At 71.3% G+C, this 22,541-nt stretch carries 18 protein-coding genes, 6 tRNA genes and 1 pseudogene; 14 read left to right on the forward strand and 11 right to left on the reverse strand.

Annotated features, from left to right (window positions below; translation table 11 throughout):
* Positions 1-191 precede the first annotated feature (191 nt).
* Genes IH26_RS0100735 through IH26_RS0100745 form a run of 3 tightly spaced genes read right to left on the reverse strand, consistent with a single transcriptional unit; the run spans position 192 to position 3,726 of the window.
* Entirely contained in the window at positions 192-1,832 is a 1,641-nt protein-coding gene (locus IH26_RS0100735) for a GMC oxidoreductase (protein ID WP_030434116.1), read from the reverse strand.
* Between the two features lie 53 nt (positions 1,833-1,885).
* Entirely contained in the window at positions 1,886-2,896 is a 1,011-nt protein-coding gene (locus IH26_RS0100740; RefSeq protein WP_030434117.1) for a zinc-dependent alcohol dehydrogenase, read from the reverse strand.
* Positions 2,893-3,726 (reverse strand): LuxR C-terminal-related transcriptional regulator, encoded by an 834-nt coding sequence (locus IH26_RS0100745; RefSeq protein WP_030434118.1) that lies wholly within the window; start codon positions 3,724-3,726, stop codon positions 2,893-2,895. The genes IH26_RS0100740 and IH26_RS0100745 overlap by 4 nt, the downstream gene beginning before the upstream one ends.
* 162 nt (positions 3,727-3,888) lie before the next feature.
* On the opposite strand from IH26_RS0100745, the gene IH26_RS0100750 reads away from it, so the two are divergent.
* Complete coding sequence (locus tag IH26_RS0100750) at positions 3,889-5,550, forward strand: AMP-binding protein (RefSeq protein ID WP_051807169.1); 1,662 nt, start codon at positions 3,889-3,891, stop codon at positions 5,548-5,550.
* Between the two features lies 1 nt (position 5,551).
* On the opposite strand, the gene IH26_RS0100755 is transcribed toward IH26_RS0100750, so the two are convergent.
* The gene (locus IH26_RS0100755; protein ID WP_030434120.1) at positions 5,552-7,861 is read right to left on the reverse strand and encodes an ATP-binding protein; all 2,310 of its coding nucleotides are present in this window, start codon (positions 7,859-7,861) and stop codon (positions 5,552-5,554) included.
* 88 nt (positions 7,862-7,949) lie between these two features.
* Between IH26_RS0100755 and IH26_RS0100760 the strand changes: the two genes are divergently transcribed.
* The gene (locus IH26_RS0100760) at positions 7,950-9,233 is read left to right on the forward strand and encodes an MFS transporter (protein ID WP_034213152.1); all 1,284 of its coding nucleotides are present in this window, start codon (positions 7,950-7,952) and stop codon (positions 9,231-9,233) included.
* Here IH26_RS0100760 and IH26_RS52860 read toward each other — a convergent pair.
* Complete coding sequence (locus tag IH26_RS52860) at positions 9,223-10,101, reverse strand: hypothetical protein (protein WP_245664855.1); 879 nt, start codon at positions 10,099-10,101, stop codon at positions 9,223-9,225. The genes IH26_RS0100760 and IH26_RS52860 overlap by 11 nt on opposite strands.
* Positions 10,102-10,118: 17 nt before the next feature.
* On the opposite strand from IH26_RS52860, the gene IH26_RS62560 reads away from it, so the two are divergent.
* On the forward strand, positions 10,119-10,553 hold the full coding sequence (locus IH26_RS62560) for a hypothetical protein (protein WP_245664856.1): 435 nt from the start codon (positions 10,119-10,121) through the stop codon (positions 10,551-10,553).
* Between the two features lie 6 nt (positions 10,554-10,559).
* Here IH26_RS62560 and IH26_RS0100770 read toward each other — a convergent pair whose 3' ends face one another.
* The 3 genes from IH26_RS0100770 to IH26_RS0100780 form a co-directional block, all read right to left on the reverse strand.
* Complete coding sequence (locus tag IH26_RS0100770; RefSeq protein WP_030434122.1) at positions 10,560-12,161, reverse strand: ArnT family glycosyltransferase; 1,602 nt, start codon at positions 12,159-12,161, stop codon at positions 10,560-10,562.
* Between the two features lie 9 nt (positions 12,162-12,170).
* Positions 12,171-13,895, reverse strand: a complete 1,725-nt coding sequence (locus IH26_RS0100775) for an AMP-binding protein (protein ID WP_030434123.1) — start codon at positions 13,893-13,895, stop codon at positions 12,171-12,173.
* A 79-nt stretch (positions 13,896-13,974) separates the two neighbouring features.
* On the reverse strand, positions 13,975-14,616 hold the full coding sequence (locus IH26_RS0100780) for a dioxygenase family protein (protein ID WP_051807173.1): 642 nt from the start codon (positions 14,614-14,616) through the stop codon (positions 13,975-13,977).
* Between the two features lie 432 nt (positions 14,617-15,048).
* On the opposite strand from IH26_RS0100780, the gene IH26_RS0100785 reads away from it, so the two are divergent.
* From IH26_RS0100785 to IH26_RS0100805, 6 genes are all read left to right on the forward strand, one after another.
* Positions 15,049-15,121, forward strand: a tRNA-Trp gene (locus IH26_RS0100785).
* Positions 15,122-15,466: 345 nt separating this feature from the next.
* A tRNA-Ala gene (locus IH26_RS0100790) sits at positions 15,467-15,539 on the forward strand.
* 41 nt (positions 15,540-15,580) lie between these two features.
* A tRNA-Met gene (locus IH26_RS0100795) sits at positions 15,581-15,653 on the forward strand.
* Between the two features lie 4 nt (positions 15,654-15,657).
* A tRNA-OTHER gene (locus IH26_RS59370) sits at positions 15,658-15,774 on the forward strand.
* A 4-nt stretch (positions 15,775-15,778) separates the two neighbouring features.
* A tRNA-Lys gene (locus IH26_RS0100800) sits at positions 15,779-15,852 on the forward strand.
* Positions 15,853-15,854: 2 nt separating this feature from the next.
* Positions 15,855-15,932 (forward strand) — tRNA-Met (locus tag IH26_RS0100805).
* 10 nt (positions 15,933-15,942) lie between these two features.
* Here the strand turns inward: IH26_RS0100805 and IH26_RS0100810 are convergent.
* Together IH26_RS0100810 and IH26_RS0100815 are read right to left on the reverse strand one after the other, a co-directional pair.
* Positions 15,943-16,728, reverse strand: coding sequence for an SDR family NAD(P)-dependent oxidoreductase (locus IH26_RS0100810; protein WP_030434125.1), 786 nt, complete (start codon positions 16,726-16,728; stop codon positions 15,943-15,945).
* A gap of 23 nt (positions 16,729-16,751) precedes the next feature.
* Positions 16,752-17,759 (reverse strand): fatty acid desaturase family protein, encoded by a 1,008-nt coding sequence (locus tag IH26_RS0100815; protein WP_030434126.1) that lies wholly within the window; start codon positions 17,757-17,759, stop codon positions 16,752-16,754.
* A gap of 110 nt (positions 17,760-17,869) precedes the next feature.
* Here IH26_RS0100815 and IH26_RS0100820 point away from each other — a divergent pair, with 110 nt between their 5' ends.
* Both IH26_RS0100820 and IH26_RS0100825 read left to right on the forward strand, forming a co-directional pair.
* Positions 17,870-19,156, forward strand: coding sequence for a sensor histidine kinase (locus IH26_RS0100820; protein WP_034213282.1), 1,287 nt, complete (start codon positions 17,870-17,872; stop codon positions 19,154-19,156).
* A complete protein-coding gene (locus tag IH26_RS0100825) occupies positions 19,108-19,743 on the forward strand; it encodes a response regulator transcription factor (protein WP_030434128.1) in 636 nt (211 codons plus the stop codon). Before IH26_RS0100820 ends, IH26_RS0100825 begins: the two co-directional genes overlap by 49 nt.
* A gap of 34 nt (positions 19,744-19,777) precedes the next feature.
* Here IH26_RS0100825 and IH26_RS0100830 read toward each other — a convergent pair whose 3' ends face one another.
* Positions 19,778-20,239 (reverse strand): DUF2834 domain-containing protein, encoded by a 462-nt coding sequence (locus IH26_RS0100830; protein ID WP_030434129.1) that lies wholly within the window; start codon positions 20,237-20,239, stop codon positions 19,778-19,780.
* 70 nt (positions 20,240-20,309) lie between these two features.
* Here IH26_RS0100830 and IH26_RS0100835 point away from each other — a divergent pair, with 70 nt between their 5' ends.
* The 3 genes and pseudogenes from IH26_RS0100835 to IH26_RS62565 all read left to right on the forward strand — a co-directional run bounded on the left by IH26_RS0100835 (position 20,310) and on the right by IH26_RS62565 (position 22,513).
* Complete coding sequence (locus IH26_RS0100835) at positions 20,310-20,921, forward strand: TetR/AcrR family transcriptional regulator (protein WP_030434130.1); 612 nt, start codon at positions 20,310-20,312, stop codon at positions 20,919-20,921.
* Between the two features lie 31 nt (positions 20,922-20,952).
* Positions 20,953-21,114: pseudogene (locus IH26_RS64390) on the forward strand (FAD-dependent oxidoreductase); the annotation flags it as partial.
* Between the two features lie 82 nt (positions 21,115-21,196).
* Complete coding sequence (locus IH26_RS62565) at positions 21,197-22,513, forward strand: phytoene desaturase family protein (RefSeq protein WP_425394356.1); 1,317 nt, start codon at positions 21,197-21,199, stop codon at positions 22,511-22,513.
* The last annotated feature ends 28 nt before the right edge of the window (positions 22,514-22,541 follow it).

Here is a 22,541-nt window from a genome sequence, read left to right on the forward strand (position 1 = left end):
GCTGACCCGAGCCGCCTCGTCGCCGATTCTCCGGTGCCGGGGCGGTTCGCCGAGCTGGCTGGCTCCGCTTCGCTCCGCGGGCGATCGCCCCTTTCGGGCTGATGAGGAGAGGCCGATTTTCGACACGGCAAACCCCGCGGCGCCGAAAATCGGCCTCTCCTCATCAGCTGGTCGACCGCGGGTGCGGCCGTTCACAATTCGGTTAGGCGTAGAGCAGTTGGGGCGCCGGCCGGAACGGCGGGGCGTTGCGGCGGGATCGGGGTCAGTCGTTCATATTTCGAACCGACGGGTGGCCGCCGATCGTCGTCGCCCTTGTTCGGCCACAGCGACATCGCGCGCTCGGCCATCGCGGTGATGGTCAGCGACGGATTCACGCCCAGATTCGCCGGCACGGCCGCGCCGTCCACGACGTGCAATCCGGCGTACCCATATACGCGGTGATACGGATCCACCACGCCGGTCGCCGCCGATTCGCCGATCGTCGCGCCGCCGAGAATGTGTGCCGTCATCGGAATGTCAAAGATGTCACCGACCGTCCCGCCCGGGAAACCGTCGATCTTCTCGGCGATCCGGCGCACCGCCTCGTGCCCCTGCGGGATCCAGGTCGGGTTCGCCTCGCCGTGGCCCGGCCCGGTGGTGAGCCGGCCGCGCCTGGTGCGCCGCACGGTCAGCGAGTTGTCGAGCGTCTGCATCACCAGCGCGATGATCGTGCGCTCGCTCCACCGCCGTACCGACAAGGACCGGAGCAGCACGTACGGGTGGCGCAGCGCCTGCCCGAGGAACTTGACCGGCCGCGGCACCCGCCCGCCGCCGTCCACCAGCAACGTGGCGAGCAGGCCCATCGCGTTGCTGCCCGGCCCATAGCGCACCGGCTCGATGTGCGTCGTCGAGTCCGGGTGGAACGACGAGGTGATCGCCACACCGCGGGAGAACGGCTCGGCCGGCACCGAGCGGGCCTGCGCGCCGAGCAGCGCCTCGGAGTTGGTGCGGGTCAGCGCGCCCAGGCTGGCCGAGATGCCGGGCAGCACGCCGGTGTCGCGCATCGCGTGCAGCAGGCGCTGGCTGCCGAGCGCCCCGGCCGAGAGGATCACCTGGCCGGCGGTGAAGCGCCCGGTGCGGGTCTCCACCGCCCAGCCGTCGCCGGCCGGTCGCAGCGCCGTCACCTCGGTATCCGGATGCACCGTCGCGCCGGCCTTCTCGGCCAGGTAGAGGTAGTTCACGTCGAGGCGGTTCTTGGCGCCGACCTTGCAGCCGATCATGCAGTTGCCGCACTGGGTGCAGCCGGTGCGGTCCGGTCCGGCGCCGCCGAAGAACGGGTCGGGCACCGTCTTGCCGGGCTCGCCGAAGAAGACCCCCACGGGCGTACGCCGGAAGGTCGAACCCACCCCCATGTCCTCCGCGACCTCTTTGATCACCACGTCGGACGGGGTCATCGTGGGCTGCTCGATCACGCCGAGCATCCGCGAGGCCTGGTCGTAGTGCGGCGCCAGTTCGGCCGCCCAATCGGTGATGCCGGCCCAGTGCGGATCGTCGAAGAACGTGGCCGGCGGGCGGTAGAGGGTGTTCGCGTACACCAGGGAACCGCCACCCACCCCGGCGGCCGACAGCACCACGATGTCCTTGAGCAGGGTGATCCGCTGAATGCCGCGCAGGCCGAGCCGCGGCGCCCAGAGGAAGTTCTTCAGGTCCCACGAGGTCTTCGGGAGCATCTCGGGGGTGTAGCGCCGGCCCGCCTCGAGCACGCCGACCCGGTAGCCCTTCTCGGTGAGGCGCAGCGCGCTGACGCTTCCGCCGAAGCCGCTGCCCACGATCACGACGTCGTAGTCCGCCATCGACACACCCTGTCATTACCGGCCGGTAATCGGAAGGGGTGTCGACTGTCAATTCATGACGCGGTGAGCAGCACCTTGATGTGCGCGCCGGAGGCGGCGTCGGCGAACGCGGCGGCCGCCTCATCCAGCGGCCGTACGGCGGTGGCCATCCCGCCCACGTCGACCCGGCCCGACACGAGCAGGTCGATCGCGTCCGCGAAGTCCTCCGGGAGGTAGGTGGCGCTGCCCTGGATGCGCAACTGGCTGTCCTGGATCATCGGCAGTGGGACGGTCACCGGCCCCGCCGGGACGCCGACCACCACGACCGTGCCGCCGGTGTTCGCCATCGCCAGCGCCTGGTCCATCGTGGACTGCTCGGCCACGCAGTCGAAGACGACGTCGGCGCTCTCGCCCAGCGCCTCCCTGGCCTGCTCGACCGCGTCGGTCGCGGTCGCGTCGAGCACCGCGTCCGGCCCGAAGCCGGCGGCCCGCTCCCGGCTCCGCGGCGACCGGGCGGTCATGACGATCCGGGCGGCCTTCTGCGCGCGGGCCACTTGCAGCGTGAGCAGCCCGATCGTCCCCGCGCCCAGGATCGCCACGGTCCGGCCGGCCAGCCCGCCCGCCAGCCGCGCCGCGTGCACCGGCGTGCCGAGCGGCTCGATGAACGCGGCCCGCAGCCAGTCCAGCTCGTCCGGGATCACGTGCAGCCGGCGCTGGTCGACGGTGAAGTAGTCGGCCATCCCGCCCTGGTCGTGCGCGCAGCCGAAGAAGCGCATGTTCTCGCAGATGTTCTGCCGCCCGGCCCGGCACTGCTTGCACGCCCAGCAGGGCAGGAACGGCTCCATCGTGACCCGCGCCCCGACCGGCAGCGTGGCGCCCGGGCCGGCCGCCTCGACGACGCCGCTCACCTCGTGGCCGGGCCGATAGGGCAGCGTGATGAACGGGTGCCTGCCCTGCAGCGCGTGCACATCCGAGCCGCAGACGCCGGCCATCGCCATCCGCACGAGCACCTCGCCCGCACCCGGTTCGGGCACCGCGGCCTCGGCTATCGACACGCCGGTCGTACCGACGACGACCCGCCTCACGGCAGGAATCCCAGGCGGCGTGCGGTCACAATCGTCTCCATTCGGCCGTGCGTTCCCAATTTGCGCATCGCGTTGCGCAGATAGCTCTTCACCGTCTCGGGCAGCAGGCCCAGCCGCCGCGCCGCCTCCGCGTTCCCGCAGCCCACCGCCACCATGGCGAGCACATCCAGCTCGCGCGGGGAGAGGGGGTTGCGATCGGCTGCGCCGGGCCGATGCGCGACCAGGCGGCCGGAAATCTGTTGCAGCCGCGCCTTCAGCTCCGGGTCGGAGACCTCCGCGGCGAGCGTACGCAGGTCCGCGTGCGCCAACCGCACGTCCTCCCACTCCCGCGCGCTCGCGCCGGGCAGCCCTCGGGCGGCGCTGGTCTCGAGCTCGGCCATCCGGCGGGCGACCTCCCGGCGTACGGTCGCCTCGGTCCCCAACCGCACCGCGACCCGCCCCATCGCCTCCACGGCGCGGCCGCCCACCGCGATCGGCTCCCGGGTGCCGGCGTAGAGCACGGCCAGCACCGACCCGCCCATCGCCACCGGCACGGCCGCGATCGCCCGCAGCCCCTCGGCGCGCACCGGCGCGTCGTACTCATGACTGATCCGCGGGTCGGCCGCATAGTCCTCGACCCGCCCCGGCCGCGCACTCGTGACCACCCGGCCGCCCAGACCGTTGCCGGCGCAGACAATCAGCCCGTTGAGCGCGAGCGTCGCGGTGCCGGCGAAGTCGGTCAGCCGCATCTGCCGTCCATCCGCCGAAACCAGCCCACCGAACGCCACCGGAAGCCCGGTAACCCGGCGAATCCGCCCCAACGCGGCAGGTAGATCGGCTGCTTCGAGCACGTCAACAGCATGTCACGCCAACCGCCCCCGACACCGCACATGTCACGCCGGGCAAGATACTCGCTGAGCAAGATACTCGCTCAGCTAGATACGGCAAGTCGTGCGGGGGTCACCCCCGAACAGGGGTAGCGCCGAAGCTGTGACGCGGCTCATGCTGCAGAAATGGAGTCTTCAGTCCGTTCAACGGTGGCGGCGGGCCGGTCGGACGGGGTGTCGTATGCATCCGGCACCAGCACCGCGCCCCTGCTCGGCGAGACGATCGGGGCGAACTTCGAGCGCGCCGTCGCCCGCTTCGGTGACCGGGAGGTCCTGGTCGACGTCGCGGCCGGCCGGCGGTGGACCTACGCCGAGCTCGACGCCGACGTCAACCGGCTGGCCCGGGGCCTGCTGGCGCGCGGCATCGCGAAGGGCGACCGGGTCGGGATCTGGGCGCCGAACTGCGCCGAGTGGGTGATCACCCAGTACGCCACCGCGAAGATCGGCGCGATCCTGGTCAACGTCAACCCGGCGTACCGGACGCACGAGCTCGAGTACGTCGTGAAGCAGTCCGGCCTGAGCCTGCTGATCAGCGCGGTCGCCTTCAAGACCAGCGACTACCGCCGCATGATCGAGGAGATCGGCTTCACCGAGGTCGCGTACATCGGCGAGGCAAGCTACGCCGATTTGTCGCTCGAAGGCGACATGTCCGAAATATCGAGGCGCGCCGCCACTCTCGCGTTCGATGATCCGATCAACATCCAGTACACGTCGGGGACCACGGGATTCCCCAAGGGCGCGACCCTCTCGCACCACAACATCCTGAACAACGGCTACTTCGTCGGCGAGCTGATCAACTACACCGAGCACGACCGAGTCTGCCTGCCCGTCCCGCTCTACCACTGCTTCGGCATGGTGATGGGCAACCTCGGCGCCACCTCGCACGGCGCCTGCATCGTCCTGCCCGCCCCCGGCTTCGACCCCGCCGCCACGCTCGCCGCCGTCCAGGCCGAGCGGGTGACGAGTCTCTACGGCGTACCCACCATGTTCATCGCCGAGCTCGGCCTGCCGAACTTCCCCGACTACGACCTGTCCTCGCTGCGTACCGGAATCATGGCCGGCTCGCCCTGCCCGGTCGAGGTGATGAAGCGGGTGGTCGCCGAGATGAACATGGCCGAGGTGGCGATCTGCTACGGGATGACCGAGACGTCGCCGGTCTCCACCATGACCCGCCCCGACGACAACCTGGCCCGCCGCACCGAGACCGTCGGCCGGGTCATGCCGCACCTCGAGTCCAAGGTCGTCGACCCGGCCACCGGCCTGGTGGTCGAGCGCGGCGAGCCCGGCGAGCTGTGCACCCGCGGCTACTCGGTGATGCTCGGCTACTGGGAACAGCCGGAGGCCACCGCCGAGGCGATCGACGCGGCCCGCTGGATGCACACCGGTGATCTGGCCACGATGGACGCCGACGGCTACCTCAACATCGTCGGCCGGATCAAGGACCTGGTCATCCGCGGCGGCGAGAACGTCTATCCCCGCGAGGTCGAGGAGTTCCTGTACGGGCATCCGGACATCGCCGACGTGCAGGTGATCGGCGTGCCCGACGCGAAGTACGGCGAGGAGCTGATGGCCTGGATCGTCATGCGCCCGGGCACCACCCCGCTGACCGCCGAGGCCGTCCGCGCCTACTGCGCCGGCCGGCTCACCCACTACAAGATCCCGCGGTACGTGCACATCGTCGACAGCTTCCCGATGACCGTCACCGGCAAGGTCCGCAAGGTGGAGATGCGCGAGCGGGCCGTCGACATCCTCGGTCTCCAGGACGCCGACGCGATTCGCAACGCCTGACCTACGACCACCCGGCTTGGCCGCCGACGGTCCACGCGGCGATCTGCGACCGCGAGGTGAAGTCGAGCTTGGTGAGGATCCGCTGGACGTGGGATTCCACGGTGCGCGGGGAAATCACCAGCTTCTCGGCGATCCGGCGGTTGCTCAGCCCCTGGGCGACCAGGCCGGCGATCTCGTGTTCGCGGCGGGTCAGGATCTTCGCGGCCGGACCGTCGCCGGTGGGGGTGGGGCCGGGCGCCGGCCGCCCGGTGGCGTAGGCGAGCACCTCGTCCAGGCCGAGGCCGGCGCCGTGCACGAAGGCGGCTGCGAATGCGGCCTCGCCGAGGACGGCCCGGCTGGTCTTCTCGCACTCGCGGCGCGGCACCGCGAAGTGGGGCGAGTCGCGCAACAGGTGCAGCCCGAACTCCGCCCAGAGCGTGTCGGCGGCGCCGAGCAGCACGGCGGCCCGATCGTGGTCGCCGCTCGTGGCCGAGATCCACGCCAGGATGTCGACTGCCTGGACCAGGTAGGGCCGGGCCGACCCGGGCCGGGCGGCCAGCACGGCCTGCCGGCCGTGCTCGGCGGCGGCGGCCAGGTCGCCGGCGCTCCACTCGGCCCGGGCCAGGAAGACCAGCACCAGCACCAGCAGGCTGCGGTCGCCCCGCGCCCGGCAGATGGCCTCGGCCGCCTGGCATTGCGCCACGGCGCCGGCCGGATCGCCCAGCGCTATCCGGCAGGCGGCCAGGGTGCTCAACGCGATCACCGCCATCGGATCGGCCTCCGCACCGGCCGCGGCGAACCGGCTCAGCGAGTCACGGGCCAGCTCCTCGGCGCCGGTGTAGTCCCGGTGGTGCACGGCGACCCCGGCCCGGCGCGAGACGATGCGCGCGGTAGTGAGCGGATCGCCGGGGCGCACCGCCGCCCACGCCTGGTCGGCCAGCCGGCGGCCGGCGTCCACGTCGCCCAGCAGCGTGGCCGCGAGGCTGCTGGCCCACAGCCCCGCGGGCCGGCCCGGCGAGTCGTCGCCGACCCGCGACAGCGCCCGGGTCAGCCACAGGTTGCCCTCGAGCGGCCGGGCGGTGGCCATCCAGTCGAACCACAGGGCGGTGGCCAGGCGCAACGCCGCCTCGCCCCGGCCGCCGGCGTCGAGCAGGAAGTCGTACGCGATCCGCAGGTTGTCGTGCTCGTCGCGCGCCCAGCTCAACCACCGGGCCTGCGCCGGCCCGAACCACTCCCGCTCACCCTGCTCGGCCAGGCGGAGATAGTGATCGGCGTGCACCCTGCGGACCTGGGCCTCGTCGTCGGCCTCGCGCAGCTTCTCGGCGCCGAATTCGCGCAGCGTCTCGAGGAGCCGGTAGCGCCCCGGGCCGGTCGCGTCGAACAACACGATCGACTTGGCCACCAGGCCGTCGAGCAGGTCGAGCACGTCGCCCGGGTCGATCCCGTCACCGGCGCACACCCGCTCGGCCGACTCCAGGTCGAAGCCGCCCGCGAACGCCGAGGCCCGCGCCCACACCCGCTGCTCCGCCGGGTCGCACAGCTGGTGGCTCCACTCGATGGCGGCGCGCAGCGTGCGGTGGTGCGCCGGCCGGCCGCGGGCCTCGCCGGACAACAGCCGGAACCGGTCGGACAGCCGGGCCGCGAGCTGAGCCGGGGCCAGCACCCGCGCCAGCACCGCAGCCAGTTCGATGGCGAGCGGGTTGCCCTCCAGCTGTCGGCAGACGTCCAGCACGTGCGGGGTGTTGTCGGCGGTGAGCGCGAACCCGGGCGTGACCGCGGCCGCCCGGTGGACGAACAGGTCCACCGCGGCGCCGTACCCGCCGCCCGGGGCGTCCACGGTCAGCGGCGGTGTCGGGTACACCTGCTCGCCGACGGTCTCCAGCAGGTGCCGGCTGGTCGCCAGGATGCGCAGGCCGTCGGCCTCGACCAGCAGCCGGTGGGCCAGCGCCGCGCAGGCCGGCGCGAGATGCTCGCAGTTGTCCAGCACCAGCAGCATCTGCCGGTTTCGCAGGAAGCGGACCAGCTGCACCTCCGGCTCCGAGTCGTCCTCCTCGGGGATCTCGAGGGCCTGCGCCACCGCGTACGCGACCAGGGCCGGGTCGGCAATCGGGGCCAGCTCGACCAGCCGCACCCCGTCGCGGAACCCTCGCGCGACCCGGGCCGCCACCCGCAGCGCCAGCCGGGTCTTGCCCATGCCGGCCGCCCCGGTCAGCGTCACCAGGCGCGAATCGGAAAGCAGTTCGACCACTTCGGAGCTCTCCCGGCGGCGGCCGACGAAGCTCGTCAACTCCGCCGGTAGCCCACTGCCGCGCACACCCCTGCCCGCCGCCATGCTCCGAAGGTACGTCCGGCCCGTCGCGCGTTAACCCGTACGATGGACTTCCTCGACGCGGGCCGTGCCGCTACGACACGGTGGCGGGATGAGCCAAGCCCGGGAACGCCGGACCGTGGTCGCGGCGAGCATCGGCAACCTGATCGAGGCGTACGACCTGTTCCTCTACGCCTACCTGGCGAGCACCCTGGCCGATCTGTTCTTCCCGGCCGGCGACCGCACCACGGCGCTGCTGAACACGTTCGCCATCTTCGCCGTCGGCTTCGCGGTGCGGCCGCTCGGCGGGTTCTTCTTCGGCCACATCGGAGACAGGTTCGGGCGGCGGAGCGCGCTCTCCGCGTCGATCCTGCTGATGGGCGTCAGCACGCTCGCGATCGGCCTGTTGCCCCCGTACGAGACGGCCGGCGCGCTGGGCGCGGTGCTCCTGCTCGTCTGCCGGCTGGGACAGGGCTTCTCGGTGGGCGGCGAGTACACCGGCGCCAACATCCTGGTCCTGGAACAAGCCGCCGCGGGCCGGGCCGGCCGCGCCACCTCGGTCAACCTGGTGGCCGGCTACCTCGGGGTGGCGGCCGCGTCGACCACCGGCCTGCTGCTGGCCACCGTCCTCACCCCGGCGGAACTGGCCGGTTGGGGCTGGCGGCTGCCGTTCCTGGTCGCGGGTCCGCTGGCGCTGGTCGGCCTGTACCTGCGGCTGCGCCTCCCGGACACCCCGGCGTTCGCGGCGACCGGCGGCGACCGGGTGACGTTCCCGCTCGCCGCGGCGCTGCGCGCCGCCAAGCGCGCCATGCTGATCTACGGCGGCTGGCAGATGATGGTGGCGCTCGGCGGGTTCCTTCTCTTCGGATACGTGTCCAGTTACCTGATCCGGGTGGTCGGCCTCGACTCGGCGGGCGCGTACGTGGCGAGCCTGATCGCCGTGCTGACGGCCGTGGCCGGCGGCGTCGCCGGTGGCCGTCTGCTCGACCGTTACCCGTTGCGGCCGGTCGCGCTCGCGGCCGCCGCCGGGCTCGCCGTCACCGTGGTGCCCGGGTTCCTGCTCATCGGCCGGGGCGGCGTGGCCGCGGCGGTGGCCGGCCAGATGATCTGGGCCGTGTTCGTCGGCCTGGGCGCGGCCGTCAGCGCCGTGCTCGCGGGCGTCCTCTTCCCGGTCCACCTCCGGTGCACCGCCGCCGCGGTCGCCTACAACGTGAGCACCACGGTGGTCGGCGGCACGGCGCCGTACGTGTCGGTCTGGCTGGTCGCGCGCTCCGGCAGTCCGCTGACGCCCGCGTGGTATCTGGTGATCGTCGCGGTGGCCGGGCTGGCCACCGCGACGCTGGGCCTGCGCCGGCCGGCGCAGGCATCCCCTCGTGGTGCGGCGGTTACGGCATGACTCGAGCGATCTTGATAGTGGTGTTCGTGCCGCCGGCCGCCGGGTAGGCGACGCTGCCGTCCGCGTACGACTTGAAGGCGATGTAGTCGTGGTCGCGGACGGCGATGGTGAACTGCTTGCCGACCGCCGCGCCGGTGCCGGAGTCGTAGACCTGGGCCCGCATCGAGGAGCCGGACTGCCAGGTCAGGAGCATCTTTCCCGACCCGTACGTGACCAGGTGCGGATGGTGGGTGGCCGCCGCCGTGGTGATCGTCTTGTTCGCCGCCGAGCTGCCCGAGAAGTGCGACAGCCTGGCCTGGCCGCCCTGGCTCCACGCCGTCCAGTAGCCGGACGACTTGGCCAGCACCAGGTCGCCGCCGAAGAGCGTGCCGTCGCAGGCGCCGGCCGCCACCGTCCGGTACGGGTCGGGCTGCGCTATCCGGCAGTCGTTGTCGGTGGCGCACACCATCACGAACTTCTTGGCCCGTGGATCCCAGACGATCCGTGACGTCCAGGCGTGGCTGCAGCCGAAGTCGAAGCTGCCGTGCCCGCTCAGCAGTGCGCCCGACTTGCTGACCACCTGCATCCGGTCGCCCTCGTGGATGTCCACGCAGTTGCCGTTCTGCACAGTGATCGCCACCCCGAAGTACGCGGCGTAGTTGCTGCCGTCGTAGGCCAGCCGCCCATGGTGCTGGTACCACCAGACGAACCGGGCGCCGTCGTCGTAGCCGCCGCGGGTGCTGGTGAGGTTGGTGACCTGCTGCTCCCAGACCGTGTGGCCGTTGTTGTCGAAGCGGACCATGAACATCTTGTTGCACGGGCTGGAGGTGCCGCCGCAGAGCGGGCCGGTGTGGCAGTCGCCCTTGCGGGTCAGCAGCAGCAGTGTCACCCTCGCCGCCGTAGCCCTTGACCGCCGAGCCGACGCTGACCTGGGTGATCCGGGCGACCGGCGACGCGCCGACCGGGCGGGCGCACGGGCCGGCGGTCTTCGCCGTGGCCGCGGCGGAAGCGGCCGCGGATGCCGACGCCGATGGACCGGCGGACGCCGATGCGACAGCGCCGCCGGGTGCCGCGGCGGCCCCGGACGAACCGGCGGCCGGCAAGGCCGCCGTCGACGGGGACGACGAGCTGGTGGAGGCCGCCGACTTGAACAGCCCGCTGGCGCCGGCCGGCAACACGAATGCGGCGGCCCCGACGAGGACCACAACGCCGGCGATGATGCCGATCAACAAAAGGTGGCGCCGCTGCCCACCGGACTCGACCTGGTGCGTGTTCATCGACGCGGGACTCTACTGGGCGCGCTCCCGGAACGTCATGTCCAGGAGCTTTGGTGATCCTTAAAAATTATCAGCGTCGATAGATCGTTATCGAGTATCCAACATTGTCGATCTCTTGGCTCGATGAGATCAGCTGCTGGAGCTTGCCGGTCGCCAGCGCCACCCGCGAGTCCGATACCACCAACAGCCCATGAACCTGGTCGTTCGGCACGGCAAGCGGATTTTTACCCTGAATCCCGTAATACGACGGCACGCCGCTCGCCTTGAGGACGGTCCACACCGGCTCTCCGGGGTACTTCGTCCGCAGCCGTACGCCGAGCCGGGCCAGGTCCTGCCCCCAGTCGACGTTGGAGTCGTGCAGGTTGAGGTGGGTGCGCGAGGTGCCGCCGAAGGCCTCGTTCGAATACGGCAGGTAGTACGGAAAGGTCAGCAGCGAACTGACCGCCACGAAGGCGACCAGCGCGGCGGTGGCGACGCGCGCCCACCGCACCCGGATGAGCACCACCGTCCCGGCGACCACGGCCAGGAACACCGGCATGAAGATTACGTACCGGGTGCCGTAGTCGCGCGCCCCGGTCATCGCCACCAGCAGCATCACCCCGGCCGGTACGAGCAGGTACAGCGCCGCCACCCGCAGCGCCGGCTTCACCAGCATGGTGATCGCGCCGGCCAGCCACAGCGCCATCATCCCGAGCGGCGTCTTGATCAGCAGCGCGACCGGCTGGTAGTACCAGAGCGACCCGCGATAGGCGTGCCCGAGCAGGAACCCGTTGAAGGTCCGCGACTCGAACTGAAATTGGATCAAAACCCCGTCCCGGTACGCCTTGGGGAACGGCAGCAGGTCGACCGCGAGCCCCTTCAGCCCGCCCGGCCGGGGCAGGCCGGCCGGCGGCGTCCAGCGCAGCCGCGGATCGACGGCCAGGTAGACGACCCACACCACGGCCACCGCGATCAGCCCGACCCCGATGGCCGCCAGGACGCGCCACGCCAGCTTCTTCCACCAGGTCTCCGGTTTCCCGACGGCAAAAGGCGATAAAAGCGTAAGAAGCAGGACCAGCGGTACGGCCGGAAGCGCGCTCATCCGGGTAGCGAGCGCCGCCCCGAGCGCCACGCCGGCCAGTGGCAGATACAGTCGGGGCCGCTGTCGAGACCGCCAGAGGAACCAGAAGGCGGCCAGCAGCATCCCGGCCGCCGGCATGTCCAAGGTCGCCAGCGAGCCCTGCGCGATGATGTCCGGCGAGAAGGCGTAGAGCGCGAGTGCCACCAGCCCCGCCCACGGCCCCGCCAGGTCGCGCGCGAACGCCAGCACCACCAGCCCGAACAGCAGCGTCAGCACGATCATCGGCAGCCGGGCGGCGAGCATCAGCCGGAACGGGTTGTTGCCCGTCTCGTACAGCAGATGGCGCCCCTGCAGCGTCTGGTCGCCCTGGTACGAGGTGTCCAGCCGCGGGTCCACGAACGCCAGCCCGGCCGCCATGACGAGCTTGCCCAGCGGTGGGTGCTCGGGGTTGTAGAGCACGATGTGCTCCCGGCTCAGCACCTCGGCGGTGGCCACGTAGACCGGCTCGTCGATCGTCGGCGCCTGCTGGACCGCCGTGGTGACCATGGCGAACGCCATCTCGCCCAGTAACGCCACCACGACGAGCAGGTAGATCACGCGACCACGAGACACCGCGCAACGTTAGCCGGTGAATTCGCCGTCCGGCCGGTTCTCCGGGTCGGCGTGCTTCTCCTGCTCCGCGGCGCGCAGCTCCACCCGGCGGATCTTGCCGGAGATCGTCTTGGGGAGCTCGGCGAACTCGAGACGGCGAATCCGGGCGTACGGCGGCATACGCTCCCGGGCGTACGCGAAAAGGGTCTCCGCGGTGGAAGCGGAAGCCTCCCAGCCCTCCGCGAGCACGACGTAGGCCTTCGGCACCGCCAGCCGCAGCGGGTCGGGCGACGGCACCACGGCCGCCTCGACCACCGCCTCGTGCTCGATCAGCACGCTCTCCAGCTCGAACGGCGAGATCCGGTAGTCGGACGCCTTGAACACGTCGTCGGTGCGCCCCACGTAGGTGATGTAGCCGTCGTCGTCCCGGGAGGCCACGTCGCCGGTGTGGTAGTAACCGCCGGCCATCCGCTCCGCGGTCAGCGAGGCGTCGCCGTGGTAGCCCACCATCAGCCCGGTCGGCCGCGGCTCGAGCTTGACGCAGATCTCGCCCTCGGCGGCTGTGCCATTACCGACACCTGGTCCTACGGACGGTGTGGAGAATCCCGGCCGCTTCGCGGCTGGCTCACCGGTCAGCGGGTCGATCAGCTCGATCGTGAAGCCGGGCACCGGGCGGCCCATCGACCCCGGCTTGACCGGCTGCCCGGGCGTGTTCGCGACCTGCACGGTCGTCTCGGTCTGCCCGAAGCCGTCCCGGATCGTGACGCCCCACGCCTTCCGCACCTGGTCGATGACCTCGGGGTTGAGCGGCTCGCCGGCACCCACCACCAGCCGCGGCGGCGTGCGCAGCGCGGAGAGGTCGGACTGGATCAGCATGCGCCAGACGGTCGGCGGGGCGCAGAAGCTGGTCACCCCGCAGCGCTGCATCTCGGCCATCAGCCGGCCGGCGTCGAACCGGGCGTAGTTGTAGATGAAGACGCAGGCCTCGGCGTTCCACGGGGCGAAGACGTTGCTCCACGCGTGCTTGGCCCAGCCGGGCGAGGAGATGTTGAGGTGCACGTCGCCCGGGCGCAGGCCGATCCAGTACATCGTGGACAGATGACCCACCGGGTACGACTGGTGGGTGTGCTCGACCAGCTTGGGCCGGGCGGTCGTGCCCGAGGTGAAGTAGAGCAGCAGGGTGTCGGTCGCCTGCGTCGCGCCGTCCGGCTCGAACCCGACATTTCCGGAATATGACTCACGGAAGGGCAGCCAGCCGTCGACCGGCTCGCCCACCGCGATCTTGGTGGCGTCGACCGCGTCGAACTTCGCCGCGGCGGCGGACGTGGCGATCACGTGCTTGGCGCCGCCGCGAGCCACCCGATCGGCGGCGTCGGCCGGGCCCAGCAGGGGAGTGGCCGGGATCAGCACGGCACCGAGCTTCATGACGGCCAGGATCGTGTCCCACAACTCCACCTGGTTGCCGAGCATCAGCACGATCCGGTCGCCGCGCTGGACACCTCGCGCGCGCAGCCAACTCGCCACCTGGTCGGACCGGCGGGACATCTCGGCGAACGAGAACCGCTGCTCCGAGCCGTCCTCCTCGACGATCCACAGCGCGGGCGCGTCGTTCCCCCGGGCGATCACGTCGAACCAGTCGAGCGCCCAGTTGAACTCGCCCAGCGCCGGCCACGCGAACCCGGCCGTGGCCGCCTCGTAGTCCTCCGCGTGGGCGAGCAGGTAGTCCCGCGCGGCCCGGAATGCCTCCGTCGTCATCGCCACAGCCTGCGCCCTGGCCAGGCGCGCCGCCACCCCCGGAAGAGGGTGGCCCTGGTGGGCCGAAAGAGGGTGCTCCCTATATGCCGACAGTACGAGTCGCGACCAGTCCTCGGCGGAGGTCGCCGGTGACGCAGGCCATCTCGACCCGGGCGCCCGGGTGCTCGAGGCCACGGCTCGACTCGTAGCCGGACGTGGCGTAGACGGCCGAGCACGCGTCCGCCGGCAGCGTGATCTCGGCGGCGTGCAGCCGGGCCGCCGGCGCCTCGGCGAGGCTCGGGTAGACCTCGAAGTGCAGGCGCGGCCAGTGCCCGTCGTGCACGCCGGGGAAGACGCTGGTGAACCGGACCCAGCCGGCCGAATCGGACAGTTGCACCCCGCGCAGGTAGTTCTCGTCCTCGAGCCCGGGCGCGTGCAGCGAGTAGTTGCCGTCCCGGTCGGCGTGCCACAGGTAGACCGCGTGGCCGGCCCGCGGCCGTCCCGAGTTCGCACTGGCCAACCGCAGCCGGATGTGCAGCCGCACGCCGTGCGCCACGCCGGGGGCGGTGCCGAAGCCGCGCCGGATGTCCCCGCGGATGATGCCCGAGCGGGTCAGGTGCGAGGCCGCCCGGCCCAGGGTCGCCACCGTGACCGCGCCGGTCAGCCCGGTCATCCGTCGCCGGCGCATCACCGGGAGGTCGCTGGCCAGTCCACCGTCGTGCCGGGTACCCAGTTCGAGCATGAGACCCAGCAGACCCGTGGTGGGTTGCTCGATCGGACCGGTTCCGGTTGCCGTTCGGTTGTTTCCCCTATTTGTTTTCGCGTATTCGCCGGAGAAAAAGGATTGTCACGGTGGCGCGGGTGCTCTACTGTTTGAGGAGTCCGCAGGGAGAGCGCACGAAAGGAGATCGAGATGATGTGGCAGGCCGCCTACCGCGCAGACCTGGCCGCACATGTTGCGACTTTCGATCGTGCCGGCATGCTGAAGCCCGGGGCCGCGAGCCTCGAGGGCCGGTGCATGCGACGAGCCACGATGTGGCGCTCCCCGGGAGTGAGCTGGCGAAACGGCTGACGCCGTCACGGTTTCCGCCGCCGCCCTCCCGCCTCCGGGAGAGGCGGCCTTTTCGTCTCCGGGCCTTTCCGGGGGCGATGGTAACCGTGCGATATTCGACTTGCGGGCGTAGCTCAAATGGTAGAGCAACGGTCTCCAAAGCCGTCTGTCGTGGGTTCGATTCCTGCCGCCCGTGCGCGCCATTTTCCGTACCATTGAATAGCCTTTGAATGTCCCAGAAATAGGGGCGAGGAGCGGCGGTCACGCGGGCCGGCTGCGGCGGGTGAGGCGACCGCCGGGTTAGCTGGACGGGACTACTTGCGCTACCCGGCCAACGCGGTCGCCGCCGCCCTCGCCCGACGACATCCGTCGACCACCGATCCTGCCGTCCCCGCGCGGCGTCCGGCTTCCGCACGGCGTGGTCATCGTCGCGCCGCGGTCGCCTTCGGTGCCGTTGCCACGGGCGGGTCAGCCGTGACCAGTTCAGTCGTGACCGAGATGTGCCGCCGTGCCGCCACCGTTGTCGGCGCCGCGGTCTGGAGGGCTCGTAGCTCATCGGGAAGAGCGTCCGTCTTGCAAACGGAAGGTGGCCGGTTCGAGCCCGGCCGGGTCCACGAGCGGTGGGGCCGCGGACCATCACCGCTCCCACACCAGCGTCGTCGTAGCTCAGCGGTAGAGCGCCGCCCTCATAAGGCGGAGGCCGGATGGTTCGACACCGCCCGACGACATCACACCCCTGTGGCGCAATGGAGAGCGCGTCGGATTACCGTCTTCAGTCCTCTTACGGGCGGTGGGCGGGGTGGTCGGATGGGAGTCCGAGGGTTGGGAGTTCGAGTCTCCCCAGGGGTACTGCGCGTCGCTAGCTCAACTGGCCAGAGCATCCGGCTCTTACCCGGAGGGTTCAGGGTTCAAGTCCCTGGCGGCGCACTCGCAGGGTGGAGCAGCTCGGAGTGCTCACCGGTCTCATACGCCGGAGGTCGTGGGTTCGAATCCCACCCCTGCAACCAACGTACGGGGTCAGGTCGTCACGTTCAGCCAGCCGCCGTCGAGGTAGTACGTGGAGCCGACCGCGTAGGAGGCGCGGTCCGAGGACAGGTAGACGAACAGGTCGGCGACCTCCTCGGGGGTGGCGAAGCGGCCGATCGGGGCGTTGTCCTCGGCGATCTTCTGCAGGTACTGCTCCCAGGTCTGGTCGGTGCCCTCGGTCAGCAGCTTCGCGGTCTTCACCCAGTCGCCGGTCATCACCAGGCCCGGGTTCACCGCGTTGACCCGGATGTTGTCGCCGATCAGCTCGTTGGCCAGGCACTTCGAGAACATCACCAGGGCCGCCTTGGTCACGTTGTAGATCGGCTCGTAGCCCAGCGGCTGGGTCGCGCAGATCGACGCGTTGTGCAGGATCACGCCGCCGCCGCGGGCGCGCATGCCGGGCGCGAGGGCGCGGGCCAGGCGTACGGCGGCCATCACGTGCAGCTCCCAGTAGAACTGCCAGCGATCGTCGGGGGCGGTGAGGATCTTCTCCTCGCTGCCGGTGCCGGCGTTGTTGATCAGGATGTCGGCCCCGCCGAACTCCCGCTCCACGGCCGCGGCCAGCCGGTCGGCGCCGTCGGGAGCGGTGAGATCGGCGGGGACGGCTACCACCCGTACGGCCGCAATCTCGGAAGCCACCGAGCGCAACCGCTCCTCGTCGCGTGCGCACAACACCAGATCGCAGCCCTCGGCCGCCAGGCCGTGAGCGATCGCGCGGCCGATCCCGGCGCTGCCACCGGTGACGACGGCGACCTTCCCGGTCAGATGCAGGTCCATCGAGCGACTCCGTTCACGTCGGGTCAGGCCCGGCGCAGGTCCGCACCGACGTCGTGCAGGTGGCGCAGGGCTTGGGCGTACGAGTCGGTGAGCGAGGTCATCTCGTACGGGATTCCGATCTCTTCGCAGTAGCGTCGCACGATCGGCTGGGCCGTGCGCAGATTCGGCGTCGGCATGGCGGGGAACAGGTGGTGCTCGATCTGGTAGTTGAGCCCGCCCAGCGCCGCGTCGACCAGTACGCCACCGCGGACGTTGCGCGAGGTCAGCACCTGCTTGCGGAGGAAGTCCTCGGTGCCGTCGGGGTGCGGCATGCCCTTGTGGTTGGGCGCGAACGTCAGGCCCAGGTAGACCCCGAACAGCGCTTGGTGCACCACGAAGAAGGCCAGCGCCTGCACCGGGCTCAGCACCAGGAGCAGGGCCGCGGCGTACCCGATGAAGTGGGCCGCGAGCAGCGCGGCCTCGGCCCGGCGGCGCTTGACCGTGCCGTCCAGCAGCGCGCGCACGCTGTCCCGTTTCAGCGAGAGGCCGAGCAGGGTGAGCAGCGGGAAGAAGAGGTAGGCCTGGTATTTGGCCAGGAAACCCTTGCCGCGGGCGGCCTCCCGGCTCCAGACCAGCACGCCGGGGCCGACATCGGGATCCAGATCGTCGTGGTTGGGGTTGGCGTGGTGCTTGGTGTGCTTGTCCATCCAGTAGCCGTAGGACATGCCGATCCCGAGGTTGCCCGCGATCAGGCCGGCCCGGCGGCTCGGCGTGTTGGTGCGGAAGACCTGGCGGTGGGCCAGGTCGTGGGCGACCAGCGCGGCCTGGGCGAAGACCACGGCCAGGAAGACGGCCACGGCCAGATTCCACCAGGAGGCACCGACCAGGAAGAACGCCGTCCAGCCGCCGGCCAGTGCGACGGCCACCAGGCCCAGCCGTACGGCGTAGTAGCCCGGCCGCCGATCGAGCAGGCCGGCCGCGTTGATCCGGCGGGCCAGCTCCGCGAAGTCGCTCCCGGCCGTCGTTCTGGGCCGCTCTGCCATTGTCGTCATGCGTCCAGCCAACCGGGCGGGCGGCCGGAAGACACTGGCGCCAGGCCTACTTCGGGGAGTAGTGCTAGCCCTACCGCGATCATGGCCCACGAGGGGTCAGGATGGTCGGCATGGAGACGCGCGACTGGATTCGGGACGGCCTGCGGGCGGTGGCCGATGGCGCGCTCGCGATCGCCCTGTCGATCTCGAGCCTCGTGGTGCTCGGCCTTTTCCTCCTCGCGTTGGTGACGACGCCGGTGCTGGGCCTGGGCGCGCTGCTGCTGCCCCAGGTGACCAAGCTGGTACGGCTGCGCGCCGGCGCCGGTCGCCGGATCGCCGGGCGATGGGGTGTGCCGGTCGCGACGCCGTACCGTCCGCGCCCGCCCGCCGGCGGGTTCCCCGGGTGGCGCCCGTTCCGCTGGGTCATCAGCGACCCGGCCACCTGGCGCGACCTCGCCTGGCTGCTGCCCGGGGCGATCGTCGGGCTGGTGCTCGGCCTCGGCTCGCTGGCGATCCCGCTCTACGGCCTGCAGGGCATCCTGCTGATTCCCCTGTGGATCTGGCTGGGCACCGGCTGGTACGGGTACGGCGTCACCTGGCCGATCACCAGCGTCAGCGAGGGCTTCCTCTCGTTGCCGCAGGGCGCGCTGATCCTGGCCATCGGGCTGGCCGCGGCGCCCTACCTGCGCCGGGCCGACGCGCTCTTCGCGCAGCTGCTGCTCGGCCCGACCCGCAACGCCGAGCTGCGCCTGCGGGTCACCCAGCTGACCGTCACCCGGGCCGACACGGTCGACGCACAGGCGGCCGAGCTGCGCCGGATAGAGCGCGACCTGCACGACGGCGCCCAGGCGAGGCTCGTCTCGCTGGGCATGACGATCGGGCTGGCCGAGGAGATGGTCGACCGCGACCCGGCGGCGGCCCGGCAGCTGCTGGCCGAGGCGCGCGAGGCGAGCAGCACGGCCCTGGTCGAGCTGCGGCACCTGGTGCGCGGCATCCACCCGCCGGTGCTGGCCGAGCGGGGGCTGGACGGCGCGGTCCGGGCGCTCGCGCTGAACCTGCGGATCCCGACGAGCGTCGACTCGGACCTGTCCGGGCGGCTCGACACGCCGGTCGAGTCGGCGGCCTATTTCGCGATCGCGGAGGCGCTGTCGAACGCGACCGTGCACAGCGGGGCGACCTTCGCGTACGTGAGTATCAAGCGCACCGACGACCGCCTGCTGATGGAGGTCGGCGACGACGGGCACGGCGGCGCCGACCCGTCCCGGGGCACCGGGCTGCGCGGCATCGAGCGCCGCCTGGCCGCATTCGATGGCACGATGACGCTGACCAGTCCGCCGGACGGGCCGACCATCGTGACCATGGAGCTGCCGTGCGCGTTGTCATCGCCGAGGACCATGCTCTCCTCCGGGACGGATTGACCCGGCTGCTGGAGGCGTTCGACTTCGAGGTCGTGGCGACGGTCGACAACGGGCCCATGCTGCTGCCGACGCTGCTCGAGCGGAAACCGGACGTGGCGGTCGTGGACGTGCGGCTCCCGCCGACCTTCACCGACGAGGGCCTGCAGGCGGCGATCGCGGCGCGGACCGAGGTGCCCGGCATGCCGATCCTGGTGCTTTCCCAGCACGTGGAGCCGCTGTACGCGCGGGAGCTGCTCGGCGACCGGGTCGGCGGGGTCGGCTACCTGCTGAAGGACCGGGTGTCCAATGTGGCCCAGTTCGTCGACGCGGTGCACCAGGTGGCGGGCGGCGGGACGGTGATGGACCCGGAGGTGGTGGCCCGGCTGCTCGACCGCAGCCGCCCGCTGGACGTGCTGACCGTGCGGGAGCGGGAGGTGCTGGGCGAGATGGCGGCGGGGCGCTCGAACGCGGCGATCGCCGGCCGGCTGTTCGTGACCGAGAAGGCGGTCAGCAAGCACATCAACAACATCTTCACCAAGCTCGGCCTGCCGCCCTCGGACGACGACAACCGCCGGGTGCTGGCCGTCCTCGCCTACCTGAACGCCTGACCTTGCCGGTGGGCTGCCGGGGCCCGTCGCGGCGTCAGTGTTGGTGGCGGCGCTGGCGCTCGGCCGTGGCCAGGTAGAAGGCCCACGCGAAGGCGAAGCTGGTGAACAGGCTGGCGATGAAGTAGAGCCAGGGGCGGGCGATGCCGCGCCGCCGGCCGTCGACGATGGTGAACAGCGGCAGCAGAATCACGTTGGCGATCGTGTAGTCCTGCCCGGCCGAGCCGGCGGCCGGGTTGACGTACATGAGCCTGATGTACTGCGCCCAGCTCCCGTCGCCCCAGAGCGGGTTGGCGTGACCGTGCGCGTACTCCCTCACGAATTTGATGTTGAAGTACCAGCCGATCAGGACGGAGGCGACGCCCGCCAGGTAGTAGGCGCCCTCCAAAGGGGAGACCGGCGGCCCGGTCGCGGGGCGCCGGAAGATCGCCCGGTTGCCGGCGACGATGAGCCAGACGACGACCACGCCGAGCATCGCATGCACGATGAGCGACACCATGCCGCCAGGGTGTCCCAGCCGGTCGGGTTATGTCAATATTGTCGAAACTAGGGCGGCTATAGTCGGCCGTATGGTCCGGCCGGCACACACCGCGCGTAGCACGCGCACGCGCGAGGCGCTGCGGCGGGCGGCGGTGCTCCGCTTCCTCGCCCAGGGCGTGGAAGCGACGTCCGCCGAGCAGATCGCCGCCGACGCCGGGGTCACCCTGCGGACCTTCTACCGGCACTTCACCTCCAAGCACGAGCTGCTGTTCGCCGACTACGACGCGGGCCTGCACTGGTTCCGCCGGGCGCTGGCGGCGCGCCCGGCCGACGAGCCGATCGTCGAGTCGGTGCGGGTGGCCATCTTCGCCTTCCCGTACGACGTGGAGGCCATCACGCAGATCGCCGCGCTGCGCGCCGAGGCGCTCGACCCCGGGCGGATCGTGGCGCACATGCGCCGGGTCGAGGCCGATTTCGCGGCGGCCGTCGCGGAACGGCTGGGGCTGCGCGCGGGCGTCGAGCCAGGCCGGTCGCTGGCGGTGACGGTGACCGCGCGGTGCATCGCCGCCGCCGTCTTCGGCGCGATGGAGTTCTGGATGCTGGGCGCCGACCGCTCGCTGGCCGAGCTGGCGCGACTCTGCCACGCCGCGCTCTCCGCCGTCGAGGACGGTGCCGTCGCCGGCCCATTCCGTCATTATTGACGAAACTCACCGGCCCGTGTCAGCCTGAGCCATGGCGGACTACGACGCGATCGTCATCGGCGCTGGACACAACGGGCTCACCGCGGCCGTCCTGCTGCAGCGGGCGGGCTTGCGCACGCTGTTGCTGGAGGCCAAGCGGTATGCGGGCGGCATGGCCTCCACCGTCGAGCTGTTCGACGGCTACCGGTTCGAGATCGCCGGCTCGGTGCAGTTCCCGACCTCCGCGACGGTGAGCCAGGAGCTCGGCCTCGACAAACTGCCCACCATCGACCTGGATGTCATGTCGGTCTCCACCCGCGGCATCGGCGACCCCCCCGGTCGTCTACTACACCGATCCGCTGCGGCTGATGATGCACCTCGACGAGGTGCACGGCGGCGAGGCCGTCGCCGGGCTCGCCCAGCTGGTGGCGTGGAGCCAGGCGCCGGCCCGCGCGCTGGGCAGGTTCGAGGCCGGGCGCCCCCCGAAGACATTGGACGAGATGTACGCCTGCGCGACCAGCGAGTCCGAACGCGCCAGCATCAGCGACCTGCTCTTCGGCTCGGTCACCGACGTGCTGGACCGGTACCTGCCGGACCGGGACAGGCACGGCGCGCTGCGCGGAATGCTCGCCTTCCTGGCCGTCAACGCCACCTACCGGGGCCCCGCGACCCCGGGCAGCGCCGCCGCCCTGGCCTTCGGCCTGGCCCTGCCCGACGAGAACACCACGCTGATGAAGAAGCTGCGCGGCGGCATCGGGTCGCTCACCACCCACCTGCGCGAGCAGTTCACCGCCGCGGGCGGCGAGTTGCGGCTCCGTAGCGAGGTCACCGAGATCCGCGTCGAGGGCGGCCGGGTGACCGGAGTGACCGCCGCCCACGGATCCACCGCCGATGCCCCCGTCGTGGTCTCCTGCCTCGCCCCCGACCTGACGATGACCCGGCTGGTCACCCCGAGCGCGGTCGACTCCGAGGTCCGCGACCGGTTCGCCACGACCGACCACCGCGGCAGCTACGTGCAGATGCACTTCGCGCTCGACGGGGCCCCCGAGTTCGCGGCGCCGTACGAGCTGCTCAACGACCCGTCGATGCAGGCCGCCATCGGCCTGTTCAGCACGCCCGAGGAACTCCAGCGGCAGTGGGAGGACTGCCGCCGGGGCGTGGTACCGGCCGACCCGGCCGTCGCCTTCCAGATCCCCTCGGCGCAGGATCCCGGCCTGGCCCCGCCCGGCAAGCACGCGGCGTCGGCCTTCGCCCTCTGGTTCCCCGTCGAGACGGACCACGCCGACTACGCGAAGCTGAAGGCCGAGATGGGCCGGCGGGTGATCGAAAAGATCACCCGCCTGGCGCCGAACTTCGCCGGCCTCATCACCAAGCACACCACGTTCACACCCCGGCACATGAGCACGATGTTCGGAGCCCCGGGCGGCGACTACTGCCACGGCCTGATCCACCCCGAGCAGATCGGCCCCAACCGCCCCGGCCCCACCGGCTACCCCGGACAGCCCCTCGGCATCGACGGCCTCTACCTGGGCAGCGCCGGCTGCCACGGCGGCCCCGGCATCACCTTCATCCCCGGCTACAACGCCGCCCAAGCCGCACTCGCCAGACGGTGACCGGCCGTCCACCGGAGCAGCGAACGGT

The organism is Actinoplanes subtropicus (assembly GCF_000721705.1).
Classification (GTDB): domain Bacteria; phylum Actinomycetota; class Actinomycetes; order Mycobacteriales; family Micromonosporaceae; genus Actinoplanes; species Actinoplanes subtropicus.